Source organism: Janthinobacterium woesei (assembly GCF_051380875.1).
Taxonomy (GTDB): Bacteria; Pseudomonadota; Gammaproteobacteria; order Burkholderiales; family Burkholderiaceae_D; genus Janthinobacterium.
Map to the genome: position 1 here is coordinate 1 of NZ_JBNYXW010000014.1, position 12,476 is coordinate 12,476.

14 protein-coding genes are annotated in these 12,476 nt (G+C 62.2%); 6 read left to right on the forward strand and 8 right to left on the reverse strand.

Annotated elements, in window-relative coordinates; translation table 11 throughout:
- From ACQ4W6_RS16975 to ACQ4W6_RS16990, 4 genes are all read right to left on the reverse strand, one after another.
- Window positions 1-305, reverse strand: a 305-nt coding sequence (locus tag ACQ4W6_RS16975; RefSeq protein WP_436568344.1) for a phage tail protein, incomplete at its 3' end; no start/stop codon positions are given.
- A gap of 62 nt (window positions 306-367) precedes the next feature.
- Complete coding sequence (locus ACQ4W6_RS16980) at window positions 368-856, reverse strand: phage tail protein (protein WP_436568345.1); 489 nt, start codon at window positions 854-856, stop codon at window positions 368-370.
- A gap of 33 nt (window positions 857-889) precedes the next feature.
- Window positions 890-1,096 (reverse strand): hypothetical protein, encoded by a 207-nt coding sequence (locus ACQ4W6_RS16985; RefSeq protein ID WP_436568346.1) that lies wholly within the window; start codon window positions 1,094-1,096, stop codon window positions 890-892.
- 331 nt (window positions 1,097-1,427) lie between these two features.
- Complete coding sequence (locus tag ACQ4W6_RS16990; RefSeq protein WP_436568347.1) at window positions 1,428-2,792, reverse strand: amino acid permease; 1,365 nt, start codon at window positions 2,790-2,792, stop codon at window positions 1,428-1,430.
- Window positions 2,793-2,982: 190 nt separating this feature from the next.
- On the opposite strand from ACQ4W6_RS16990, the gene ACQ4W6_RS16995 reads away from it, so the two are divergent.
- Entirely contained in the window at window positions 2,983-3,666 is a 684-nt protein-coding gene (locus ACQ4W6_RS16995; protein ID WP_436568348.1) for a YoaK family protein, read from the forward strand.
- Here the strand turns inward: ACQ4W6_RS16995 and ACQ4W6_RS17000 are convergent.
- A complete protein-coding gene (locus ACQ4W6_RS17000) occupies window positions 3,663-4,100 on the reverse strand; it encodes an acyl-CoA thioesterase (RefSeq protein WP_436568349.1) in 438 nt (145 codons plus the stop codon). The two genes, ACQ4W6_RS16995 and ACQ4W6_RS17000, sit on opposite strands and share 4 nt — an antisense overlap.
- Window positions 4,101-4,215: 115 nt before the next feature.
- Window positions 4,216-4,689 carry a heme-degrading domain-containing protein gene (locus tag ACQ4W6_RS17005; RefSeq protein ID WP_436568350.1) on the reverse strand — a complete coding sequence of 158 codons (474 nt, stop codon included), beginning with the start codon at window positions 4,687-4,689 and terminating at the stop codon, window positions 4,216-4,218.
- A 92-nt stretch (window positions 4,690-4,781) separates the two neighbouring features.
- Between ACQ4W6_RS17005 and alkB the strand changes: the two genes are divergently transcribed.
- From alkB to ACQ4W6_RS17020, 3 genes are all read left to right on the forward strand, one after another.
- Window positions 4,782-5,444 carry a DNA oxidative demethylase AlkB gene (gene alkB, locus ACQ4W6_RS17010; protein ID WP_436568351.1) on the forward strand — a complete coding sequence of 221 codons (663 nt, stop codon included), beginning with the start codon at window positions 4,782-4,784 and terminating at the stop codon, window positions 5,442-5,444.
- A gap of 72 nt (window positions 5,445-5,516) precedes the next feature.
- Entirely contained in the window at window positions 5,517-5,693 is a 177-nt protein-coding gene (locus tag ACQ4W6_RS17015; protein ID WP_436568352.1) for a hypothetical protein, read from the forward strand.
- A gap of 269 nt (window positions 5,694-5,962) precedes the next feature.
- Window positions 5,963-8,419, forward strand: coding sequence for a penicillin-binding protein 1A (locus ACQ4W6_RS17020; RefSeq protein WP_436568353.1), 2,457 nt, complete (start codon window positions 5,963-5,965; stop codon window positions 8,417-8,419).
- Between the two features lie 199 nt (window positions 8,420-8,618).
- Here the strand turns inward: ACQ4W6_RS17020 and ACQ4W6_RS17025 are convergent, their stop codons facing one another.
- On the reverse strand, window positions 8,619-8,990 hold the full coding sequence (locus tag ACQ4W6_RS17025; RefSeq protein WP_436568354.1) for a GNAT family N-acetyltransferase: 372 nt from the start codon (window positions 8,988-8,990) through the stop codon (window positions 8,619-8,621).
- 130 nt (window positions 8,991-9,120) lie between these two features.
- Window positions 9,121-10,041, reverse strand: a complete 921-nt coding sequence (locus tag ACQ4W6_RS17030; RefSeq protein WP_436568355.1) for a LysR family transcriptional regulator — start codon at window positions 10,039-10,041, stop codon at window positions 9,121-9,123.
- A gap of 153 nt (window positions 10,042-10,194) precedes the next feature.
- Here ACQ4W6_RS17030 and ACQ4W6_RS17035 point away from each other — a divergent pair, with 153 nt between their 5' ends.
- The gene (locus tag ACQ4W6_RS17035; protein ID WP_436568356.1) at window positions 10,195-11,394 is read left to right on the forward strand and encodes a 3-hydroxybenzoate 6-monooxygenase; all 1,200 of its coding nucleotides are present in this window, start codon (window positions 10,195-10,197) and stop codon (window positions 11,392-11,394) included.
- Between the two features lie 10 nt (window positions 11,395-11,404).
- Window positions 11,405-12,457 carry a gentisate 1,2-dioxygenase gene (gene gtdA / locus ACQ4W6_RS17040; protein WP_436568357.1) on the forward strand — a complete coding sequence of 351 codons (1,053 nt, stop codon included), beginning with the start codon at window positions 11,405-11,407 and terminating at the stop codon, window positions 12,455-12,457.
- Window positions 12,458-12,476: the final 19 nt, after the last annotated feature.

Consider the following 12,476-nt stretch of genomic DNA (forward strand, 5'->3'; position numbering starts at 1 on the left):
TGCCGGCCGGACCTACCGCCATCGCGAAAATCTCTCAAAACCACGAACTCCAGGCCGAAAACCGCACAAGGCCATGAGTCAGAAAAATTGCTGAAATGTCTTAACTTGGGTGGATTGACGGGAACCCTGCCGCGCAAGTCGGGCAAGCCGAAAGTAGTGGTGCCATTGCCGCCAAACTGGACGCCCAGCAGGGAAAATAATGCAGTGTTAGTCGATACCGGCATCATTTGCCCTTCGCATGCTGCCCATCCCCTTGGGGCAAAGCCAATGCTGAACAGGCGTATTTCACCTAAAAACGGTTCCATTACACGTTCTCCTGATAATGAATTTATTGGGATGAATAAATATTGATTTGTTCAGGGCAAGATCACGGCCGGCTGGGAAACATCCCGGCGGTCGCGATGATGAAAGAAATGGCCATGAACGGCATCATGTTTTCATGCGGCTGCGTGCCACCGACCGGGGCAATGGTGGTCGGACTCATATTCATCAGTTCGCTGGTGACGCCGATGTAGTTATTCACCTTCGTGCTTGCCCACACGCCGCTGGCCGGACTCGATGCCGTACCTACTGCCGTTTGCGCCTGGGCAGCGTGACTATGTGCGGGCAGCTGCGTGGGGAGCACGGTAACGGTCTCGGTGCCGGCCATTTGTCCCACCGGGTGGGTAGGCGCATTGTGGATGGGAACGCGGCCGCGCAGGTCCGGCAGGGCGAATGTGGTGCTGCCATTGCCGCCATAAGTGGTGCCGATTAATGCATACAGAACCTGATTATCGCCGATGTTGAGCATTTGCCCGTCACACATCAGCCAGCCAGGAGGCGCGTAATTACCCGAAAACATCCGGATTTCGCCCATATAACATTCAGACATAAACTACCCCTTTTTTATCTAGCGAAGAAGAAAAGTTAATAATTTGTCGCCGCTTGACTTTATCAGAAGCGTAAAAAAATTCCACTCATTTTGTTGCAACAACGTAAATAAGCTTTCTGCCAGCCCTGGTTTTCGCTTATAAAATGATGTGCCGGCTTGATTTGGCTGAAAATGAGGGGATTGCAGCCAATGCTGCACCGCCTGCGGCACTGCAGGCAGTCGCATGGCGCGCCGGCCGTGTGGATTTAATGCGAAAATAAAGCGCCATGTGGAGTACCTGGCGCTGGTGGACTTATGTGAACATATACGCCTGGCGGTGCATGGAATGAAATGAATGATTAAATTGACAATTGCATATCAAGAGTGTTCTATTGCCGCTACATGTCAAGACCCGCTTGCTTATAGACGCGTTTAACGAATAATGCCACGCCGGATAATTGGATGAAAAATTTTCTTTTCGATATTTAAATGCGAGGCAAGCTCAGTGCCCCATAAAAACAAAAAGCCCACCTTCCTGCGAAGACGGGCTTTCTGATGGATACGGCGCAAGGCGGTATTACGCTTTTGCCTTGTTCTGCTTGATCCAGTAGCCGATGCCCAGCGCAGCGAGCCACACGGGGATCAGGTAGACGGAGATGCGCAAGCCAGGCGTCAGGTACATGATCACCAGGATGCCGGCCAGGAACACCAGGCACAGGTAGTTGGTAAACGGGTAGCCCAGGCTCTGGAACAGCGTCGTCTTGCCTTCGCGCTGCTTTTGCGCGCGGAAGCGCAAATGGATCCAGCTGATCATGGCCCAGTTGATGATCAGCGCCGACACCACCAGCCCCATCAGCACTTCGAACGCTTCACCGGGCATGAAATAATTGACCACTACGCAGGCGCCTGTCGCCAGGGCCGACACGCCCAGCGCCGCCAGCGGCACGCCGCGGCGATTCAGGTGCAGCAGCGCGCGCGGCGCATTGCCTTGCTTGGCCAGGCCGAACAGCATGCGCGTGTTGCAGTACACGCCGCTGTTATACACGGATAGGGCCGCCGTCAGCACCACCACGTTCAGGGCCGTGGCCACCAGGTTGCTATCGAGCGCATGGAAGATCAGCACGAAGGGGCTGCCGCCGGTGACGACGTTTTGCCATGGGTACAGCGACAGCAGAATGGCCAGCGCGCCGATATAGAAAATCAGGATGCGGTAGATGGCCTGGTTGGTGGCGCGCGGAATCGTGGTTTCTGGATCGTCCGCTTCGGCCGCCGTGATGCCGATCAGTTCCAGGCCGCCAAACGAGAACATGATGACGGCCATGGCCATCACCAGCCCTTGCCAGCCATTCGGGAAGAAGCCGCCGTGCTGCCACAGGTTGGCCACCGATGCCTGCGGACCGGCGTCGCCGGAGGCGAGCAGGTAAGCGCCGAAGACGATCATGCCGATAATGGCGACGACCTTGATGATGGCGAACCAGAATTCCATTTCGCCGAAGGCTTTGACATTCAACAAACTGATGGCGTTGATGGCGCAAAAGAAGATCAGCGCCGAGACCCAGGTGGGCACGCCCGGCCACCAGTACTGCACGTAGATGCCGACGGCCGTCAGTTCGGCCATGCTGACCAGTATATACAGCACCCAGTAATTCCAGCCCGACAAGAAGCCGGGCAGGTGGCCGCAGTACTTATCGGCGAAATAGCTGAAGGAGCCTGCGACAGGCTCGTCGACCACCATCTCGCCCAGCTGGCGCATGATCAGGAAGGCGATGACCCCGGCGATGGCGTAGCCCAGCAGCACCGAGGGGCCGGCCATCTTGATGGTTTGCGCGATGCCCAGAAACAGGCCGGTGCCGATGGCGCCGCCCAGGGCGATGAGCTGGATGTGGCGGCTCTTCAGGCCGCGCTTGAGCTCTTGTGGCTCGGTAGTCCCGACTGCCGTCATAGTGTGTGATCCTGATTTGCGGGGATAAAGTCGCTGATTCTAAAGCATGGCCGCGCAAAGCAGGAGCTAAATGCATGGTGCACTGCGGGGGCACAAGAAAAGCCATTCATCTTCCTTGAACGGCGGGCAAAACGGCTGCCGCCCGCAACGGCGACACGGTATGATGGCGGCTCATTGTCGTTGAGATGTTATGAATCTGGCGCAGCGCAGCCGCATGCAAGGCATCAGCCTGGGTTTTTTGGCCGGCTATGTCGACACCCTGGGCTTTGTGGCTCTGTTTGGCCTGTTCACGGCCCATGTGACGGGCAACTTCGTGTTGATTGGAGCCGCGCTGGCGAATGCCACGCATGCCTCGATCGCCCTCAAACTGCTGGCGTTTCCCGCCTTTGTCCTGGGCGTGGCGGCGGCGCGCCTGTTGAGCGTGGCGGTGGAACGGCGCGGCGGCCCGGCGTTGCGCCTGGCGCTGGTGCTGGAATTGGCGCTGCTGCTCGGCTTCATGGTGTGCGGCATGCTGGCCGAACCGCTGGGGCCAGAGCCGGGCGCGCTGGCCATGGCGGCGGGCCTTTTTGGCGCGGGGGCCATGGGCGCGCACAGCGCCATCAGCCGGCTGCTGCTGGCGCACCTGGCGCCCACCTCGATGATGACGGGCAACGTCACGCAGGTGGTGATCGACACGGTCGATGTGCTGCGCGGCGCGGCTGACGGCGCCACGCGCGAACGCTGCGTCAAGTTCTTCTGGCCCTTGCTGGGCTTTGCGGTGGGCGCCATCCTGGCCGCCTTTGCCTATCTGGCCGCGGGATTTGCTGCGCTGGCAGTGCCGCTGGCCATCCTGCTGGTGCTGATCGCACTCGAGCCGGCACGCTTGCCAGCTTAGTTTGCCGCGACGATGGCCGGTTCGTATACGGCCAGGAACTCCGGCGGCAAGCGCCGCGTACGGCCGCTGCTCAATTCGATGCAGATCAACTCCCAGCGCCCGCGCACCACTGTGGCGCCGTCGCTGTCGCGCACCAGCTGGAAGCGCCGCTCCATGCTGGAACGGCCATCGCTGGCGCACAGCCAGGTGGCCAGGGTCAGCGCCTCGCCGGCCCGCGTCGGCAGCAGGTAATCGTATTCGCCGCGGCGGATCGCCATGGCGCGGTCCAGGCGCCGGTAATCGTCCAGGTCCAGTCCCAGGGTGGCCGAATGGTGCCAGCCGATATGCTCGCACCAGCGAACATACACGGCGTTGTTCGTGTGCTGCAAACCGTCAATGTCACCCGCTTCCGGCGTGACGCTCAAGGTGTAGGCATGCGGATAATCCCAGTTCAAGTGGCGTCCTTTCGGTGGCTAGGAGTCAATTGTATGTGCCCGCGGCGTTATGCCAGGGGGCAGCGACTGGGCGCCCATGAACCTGCGCGCGCCTGCCATCGCATTGCTTATGTTCTCAGGGCGCGTCTAGCTGCGCCTGCAGTGCGGCCACCACCAGCGCATGGTCGTCCGCCTGCGCCAGGCCCGAGACAGTCACGCTGCCGACCAGCCCCACGCCGCGTATCAGCAGGGGGAAGGCGCCGCCATGGCCTGCGTACTCGATGTCATCGAGATATTTTACGTCTTCGAATGTGCTGCCGCGGCTTTTGTAGGAAATACCCATATAGTAAGAACTGCGGCAGAAACGCTGCACCGTGTTGTTCTTGCGGCGTATCCAGTCCGCCTGATCCAGCGTGGCGCCCGTCATGGCGTGATGGAATAGCACTTGACCGTTGCGCGTGATATTGACGGTGACGGCCTTGCCGCGCCGGCGTACTTCCTCGACGATCCACAGGCCCACGGCCAGCGCGGTATCGTTGTCGAAGCGGTCGAACTGCAGCGATTCTTCCTGCTGCGCCAGGGTTTGCAGCAAATCGGCGTAATGATCCATCGTAAAGTGGGCAAGAGTGGGTCGAAGCGCTACTGTAGCGCACCAGGGTGCCCCGCGCGCGCTTTTTGCGCCGTGCGGCTAAAATACGCGGCATGAACCTGTCCCTGTTTGCCGATGATGACCTGGCCCCGTCCGGCCCCGTGCCACTGGTGGCAGGGACGCGCGCGTCGATGCTGCTGCGCGGTTTCGCGCTGCCCATGATCGATCAGTTGCTGGCCGCGCTCGATGGCATCGTGCAGGCGGCGCCGCTGCGCCATATGGCCACGCCGGGCGGCTTGCGCATGTCGGTGGCCATGAGTAATTGCGGCCCGCTGGGCTGGGTCACGGACGGGCGCGGCTACCGTTATGTATCCCGCGATCCTGCCAGCGGCCAGGCGTGGCCAGCCATGCCGTCCGTGTTCCTGCGCCTGGCGCAGGAGGCGGCGCTGGCGGCCGACTATACGGATTTCGTGCCCGACGCCTGCCTGGTCAATCGCTACGTGCCCGCTGCGCGCATGGCGCTGCACCAGGACCGCGATGAGCGCGATTTCGATGCACCCATCGTCTCCGTCTCGCTCGGTTTGCCCGCCGTGTTCCTGTTTGGCGGCGCGGCCCGCGCCGGCAAGGCGGCGCGCATTGCCCTGTCGCATGGCGACGTGGTGGTGTGGGGCGGCGTGGACCGTCTGCGTTTTCACGGCGTGGCGCCCTTGAAGGAGGGCGAACACGCACGGCTGGGCGCGCAGCGCATCAATTTGACCTTTCGCAAGGCCGGCTAGGCGGCGCTGGCGTGCGGCAGCAATCGCGCGAAGCGCCTACACTTTTTGTCATTCACCCAGAAGGAGGACAGCATGCCGAAGAAAATCGAGCGGGACGCCAGCGATGGCACCCTGGAGCAGGAACTGCAGCGCGAACGGCGCGAGCATGCGCTGATCGACGAAGAAAAACTGGGTATGGACGAGCTGGAGGAAGAACGGCTGCGGCGCGAACTGGCGTCCGATGATGACGGTTCAACGACGAAAAAATAGCATTGCAAATCGTGCGCCTGGTGCAGGGCGAGCAGAAGGGCCAGCAATCGGCAGGCACGAGCACGCGCGTCGCCATGCTGCAAGAATTGCCGGCACTGCTGGAGTCGGTGCAGAAGTGACGCGGCCAGCCGTCGCGGCAACGCTGATCACCTCTGATGGCGGCGCGATGCTTGCCTGGCGTAAAATCCGGCCTGCTTTGTTGCCCGCCCTATATACTTGCAGAAACGGATCATCCGGCATCAGACAAGGTTACAGGCATGGCATCAGGCATGGAGCAGTTTCAGGAAAAAGCACGGCAGGCGTTGGCACAGGCGCGCACGCAGGCGATCCGCGTGGCGAGTATGGCATGGGCAAAAATGGTGGCGCTGTACCGGCGCGGCCATGCACACTTGATGACTTTACCGCCCGTGCGGCGGGCGCTGGTGCTGGGCCTGTGGTCCTTCCTGGCCTTGCTGGCGCTACTGAGTGCCTACATGCTGCTGCTGATTCCATTGACGCCCAGCATCCATGACTTGCGCCAGGCGCGCGCGGCCGCGCCGAGCACCATGGTCAGCGCGGACGGCAAGGAACTGGTGCGTTTCGACCAGGGTTTGCAGGAACGCGTCACCTTGAAGCAGATTTCGCCGAACGTGGTCAGCGCGCTGATTGCCACGGAAGACCACCGTTTCTATGCACACCACGGCATCGATTTCACGCGCACGGCAGGCGCCATGCTGCACAGCCTGCAGGGCAATGCCCAGGGTGGCTCCACTATCACGCAGCAGCTGGCGCGCAATATGTTCCCCGAGGAAATTGGCCGTTCGCGCAACCTGAACCGCAAGCTGAAGGAACTCATCACGGCGCTGAAGATCGAGGCAACGTACAGCAAGACGGAAATCCTCGAAGCGTACCTGAATACGGTGCCTTTCCTGTACAACACCTACGGTATCGAGATGGCGGCGCGCACGTATTTCGACAAGCCCGCGTCGCGCCTCGATATCCTCGAGAGCGCCACCCTGGTGGGCATGCTCAAGGGCACGAATTACTACAATCCAGTCGGCAATCCCGAACGCTCCTTGCAGCGGCGCAATGTGGTGCTGGGCCAGATGCGCAAGCATGACGTCATCGACGAGGCGCGCTACAAGCAGTTGATCAAGCGCCCGCTGCGCCTGCATTTCGAGCGTCAGAGCGAGCGGGCGCAATCGGACAGCCATTTCACGGCCTATGTGCGCAAATGGCTGATCGACTGGGCCGATGAAAACGATTACAACCTGGAACGCGATGGCCTGGCGGTGCACACCACGCTCGATCACGATTTGCAGCAGGCGGCCGAGCGCGCCGTCGAGCGCCAGGCGAATGCCTTGCAAGCCATTGCCGACGTGGAATGGAGCCGCGCCGGCGTGCCGTCGTCCACTTCAACGGGCATGTATGTGGGCATGCAGGCGGGCAGCGTAGCGTTTGATTACTTCTGGAAATCGCATCCGGCCCTGCTGGACGCGTTCGTGCGCGAATCGGGCGACTACCGCAAGCTCACAGCCGCCGGCAGCACGCCCGACGATGCGCTGGCGCAAATGAAGGGCGACCGCGCCTTCATGGCGGCCCTGCGCAAGTCGAAGACGCGCCTGGAAGCAGGCTTTACCGCGATGGACCCGGCCACCGGCGCCGTGCGGGCCTGGGTGGGCAGCCGCGACTTTGCGCGCGAGCAATTCGACCACGTGTCGCAGGCGGCGCGCCAGCCCGGTTCCACCTTTAAACCCATCGTGTATGGCGCGGCGCTGGAAAAGGGCCTCAGTCCCGAGCACGTGTACCGCGACGCCGTGATGGATATCAAGGCGGCCGATGGCACGATATGGCGCCCGACCGACATGAGCGGCACCACGGGGCGCGACATGACCATGCGCGACGGCCTCGTGTATTCGAAAAACACGATCACGGCGCAGGTGATGCAGGATGTGGGCTTGTCGCCGATCATCAAATTGGCGCGCGCGCTGGGCATCCGCGACAGCAAGCTGGAAAAAGTGCCATCGCTGGCGCTGGGCACCAGCCCCGTCACCTTGCTGGAAATGGTCAACGCCTACGCCAGCATCGCGGCGCAGGGCGAGGCGCGCGTGCCATTTGTCGTCACGCACATCACGGACCGCGAAGGCAAGACCATCGCCCGCTTCGGCGAAGACAAGCCCAAGCGCGCGATGCAGGCCGCATCGGCGGCGACACTCACCGATATGCTGCGCGGCGTCATCGACCGCGGCACGGGCACGGGCATCCGCAGCCGCTTCGGCATCCGCTCCGACGTGGCCGGCAAGAGCGGCACCACGCAAAACAATGCGGACGGCTGGTTCATCCTGATGCACCCGGAATTGGTGGGCGGTGCCTGGGTCGGCTTCAACGACGCACGCGTCACCATGCGCAGCAATTACTGGGGCCAGGGCGGCCACAACGCCGTGCTGGTGGTGGGCGACTTCTTCAAGACGGCGCTGGACACGGGAAAGATCGCACGCGATGCCATCTTCCCCGGCGGCAAGGCCCCACCGCCCCTGCGCCATGTGGAACCGGTCGAAGAACCGCAGGATGAACCGGTGGAAGAGCCGGGCGATTTGCTGCCGGAAGGTGCGCCTCCGGCCCCGTTGGCCATGCCGGCCGAAGGCGATGGCGGGCAGGAAACGCATGGCAAGGCGGTGCCGGAGGCGCCTTCTGCTACGCCAAATCCGCAGCCGGCGCCAGTACTCGTGCCGGCGCCGCCAGGCTGACCGGCCGAAGGGGCGCATCCATGTGCGCCGCGCGGCAGTGCTGCTGCTGATCAGGCCAGCTTGCTCAACTCCGCCACGTCGATCTTGGTGACCTTGTCGCCCACGGCGGCCACCAGGGTCTGCGCCGTGGCTACTTCGCTCACCTTCACGCCTTCGGTGCGCACGAGGCCAAATTGGCGAGCCAGTTACCGGCGCAAGATTAAGCCAGTTCGATGACGGCCAGCATGTCGTTGCCAGCGGCATCCATGCCTTTTTCCACGAAACCCATGCTGGCATAGAACTGCTTCGCGTTGTCATTGCCGGGCTTGTAGCAGATTTCGATGCTGCGCGCGTCCGGCCGGGTGCGCATTTCCGTCAGCGCCAGGGCCAATGCGGCCCTTCCATGGCCTTGCCCCTGGCGTCGGTGCTCGACCATGAAGCGCCAGATCTGGTAATGGCCGGGCGGATCTTCGTCGTCGGGCGAGACGAACATCAGGAAGCCGATCACTTCCTCATCACAATACACGGCGCGCGTGTGCATGGTGGCGGGATAGAAACTCGCCTGCGCGATGGAATAGTCGTTGCTGGCCAAATACTCGCGCTATTGCGCCAGCAAGGGCAATTCGCTGATGATGTCAAAATTGTCGGCGGTGACGGGACGCAGGCTGATGCTCATGATCGAGGGCAATGTAAGGGGCAAGGTTCGACAGTATGTGGGAAAGTTACTTAACAGGCAACGCCGCTCCGTCGCCGGTCCCAAACAGCTGCGCCATGGTCTGGCGCAGCCAGCGGTTCGACGCATCCTGGTGGTAGCGTTCGTGCCAGTGCTGCTTGACTGAAAAGCTGGGCAGCGTCACCGGCAGTGGCAGGATGCGGAACGCTTCGTGCTCCTGCATTTTTAGCGCGTAGTGGTGCGGTACCGTGACGATGTAATCGGTTTCGGCGACGATGCGCGACACGCCCAGGAAGCTGGGCAGCTTCAGCACGATGCGCCGCTGCACGCCGGCGGCGGCCAGCACCTTTTCCACGATGGAATGGCCGGTGCCCGAACTTTTCACTTCGATGTGCCCTTCATGCAAGAATTGCTCTACCGTAATGGTTTCGTGGATGCGGGGATGGCTGTTGGCCACCAGGCAGACAAAATGCTGGTCGAACAGTTTCTGCTGGTAAAACCCCGATTCCAGGTGCGGCATGAAGCCTACCGCCAAGTCCACTTCGCCCCCGGCCAAACGCTCCGGCGTGTCGGTGGCGATCTTCGACACGTCCAGCGTGATGCCGGGCCCGATCTGCTGCAAATGGTTGAGCAGGGTGGGCAGCAGCACGATTTCGCTGATGTCCGTCATGCAGATGGCAAATTCGCGCGTGCTGGCGGCCGGGTCGAACACGGGCTGGTCGGCCAGCGCATGCTGCCAGGCGGCAATTGCGGCGCGCACATCCTGCACCGCGTTTTGCGCGCGCGGCGTCGGTTCCATGCCTTTCGAGGTGCGCGCAAACAGGCGGTCGCCGAAATGCGTGCGCAATTTCCCTAGGCCGATGCTCACCGTCGATTGCGGCAAACCCAGGTTTTCCGCCGCGCGCGTCACGTTGCGGCTCTTGTAGATTTCGTCAAAGATGAACAGCAGTTCGATATCGAAGCGTGACATGGGGAGGGCTTTCTAGCATTATTTAGAATCGTGATGACGGTTATTATATTCCATCACTTTACCAAATACTGAGCTGGCGGCACACTAGTTGCCATACCAAGTGCAATACAAAGTGCGCAAAGCGCAAGCACACAGATCAATTGGAGGAGAATTATGGAAAGCACCAAAAAACCGTCCGCGCTGATCGTCGGCGGCGGCATCGGCGGCATGGCCGCCGCCTTGTCCCTGTCGCGCCTGGGTATGGCCGTTACCGTGCTGGAACAGGCGGCGACCCTGGGTGAGATCGGCGCCGGCATCCAGCTGGCGCCGAATGCCTTCGCCGCGCTCGACGCGCTGGGCGTGGGCGAACGCACGCGTGCCAAGGCCGTCTTCACGGAACGCCTGGTGATGATGGACGCCGTCGATGCGACGGAAGTGGGCACCTTTGTCGTCGATGCCGCCTTCCGCGAACGCTTCAGCAACCCGTACGCCGTCATTCACCGCGCCGACATCCACGGCGCCATCCTCGATTGCGTGCGTACCTCACCGTTGATCACCTTTGTCACGTCCTCGCATGTGACCGAAGTCACGGAAGATGCGGACGGCGTCACCGTGCTCGATGCGGCAGGGCGCAGCTTCCGCGCCGATGTGCTGATCGGCTGCGACGGCGTCAAGTCCGTCATCCGCGAGCGCATCGTGGGCGACAAGGTGCGCGTTTCCGGCCACGTGGTGTACCGCGCCGTGGTGCCGGCCGCCGACATGCCGGCGGACTTGCGCTGGAATGCGCCCGTCGTCTGGGCCGGGCCGAATTGCCACCTGGTGCACTACCCGCTGCGCAATGGCGAGCAATACAACCTGGTGGTGACCTTCCACAGCCGCGAACAGGAAGAATGGAGCGTCAAGGACGGCAGCAAGGAAGAAGTGCTGTCGTACTTCGACGGCATCCACGAACAGCCGCGCCAATTGCTGCACAAGCCTACGTCCTGGAAGCGCTGGAGCACGGCCGACCGCGACCCCGTCGCCAACTGGAGCACGCCGCGCATGACCTTGCTGGGCGATTCGGCCCACCCGATGCTGCAATACCTGGCGCAGGGCGCCTGCATGGCGCTGGAAGACGCGGTGACCCTGGGCGAAGCCGTGCGCGCCTGCGATTTCGACATGACTGCCGCCTTCCAGTTGTATCAGCGCTCGCGCATCGCCCGCACGGCGCGGGTCGTGCTGTCGGCCCGCGAGATGGGGCGCCTGTATCACGCCAAGGGCGTCGAACGCCTGGTGCGCAACGATTTATGGCGCGGCCGCACGCCTGCGCAATTCTATGATGCGCTGGCCTGGCTGTACGGCTGGACGGCGCAAACCTGTTTGACCACGGATTGAAAGGCAGGCCATGATTTCCCATCAAAATCCCGAACGCGAGGCCCTGTACCAGGCCTTGAGCGGCATGCATCTGTCGCCGCTGTGGCAATCCTTGCACACCCTGGTGCCGCCCCATCCAACGGCGCCGTATGCAGCCGCCCTGTGGCGCTACACTGATATCGCGCCGCACCTGGCGCGCGCCGGCGAAGTCATTACGGCCCACGAAGCCGTGCGCCGCGTCCTGGTGCTGGAAAACCCGGCGCTGCCGGGCAGTTCCTCGATCACGCAATCGCTGTACGCGGGCCTGCAGCTGATCTTGCCCGGCGAAGTGGCGCCGTCGCACCGCCACAGCCAGTCGGCGCTGCGCTTTGTCGTGAGCGGGCAGGGCGCCTACACGACGGTGGCCGGTGAACGCACCAGCATGCACCCTGGTGACTTCATCATCACGCCCTCGTGGACCTGGCATGATCATGGCAACCTGGGCGTCGATGGCATTAGCGAGCCTGTCGTCTGGCTCGATGGCCTGGACATTCCCATGCTGCGCTATTTCGACTCCGGCTTTGCGGAAAACGACATTGAGGACAGCCAGACTGTCACGCGTCCGGAGGGGCAGAGCTTCGCCCGCTACGGCTACAACATGGCGCCCGTGAAGTCGCTGCACCAGGGCGCCACTTCGCCCATCTTCAACTACCCGTATGCCCGTTCGCGCGAGGCGCTCGACCTGTTGTCGCGCACGGATGCCATCGATGACTGGCACGGCTACAAGCTCAAATACACGAATCCACTGACCGGCGGCGCGCCCATGCCCACCATGGCCACCTTCATGCAACTGCTGCCGCAAGGTTTCAAGGGCAAGCGCGCGCGCAGCACCGACGGCACCGTCTACAGCGTCGTCGAGGGCCATGGCAGTGTGCAGATCGGCGAGCAAAGTTTCGACTTTGCGCCGCGCGACACCTTTGTCGTGCCTTCGTGGGCCATCGTCTCGTTCGACTGCCCGCAGGAAGACGTCGTGCTATTCAGTTTTTCCGACCGCCCCGTGCAGCAAGCCATGGGCGTGCTGCGCGAGCAGTTTTTAACCGATTGATTTTAAACAGGATTTCACC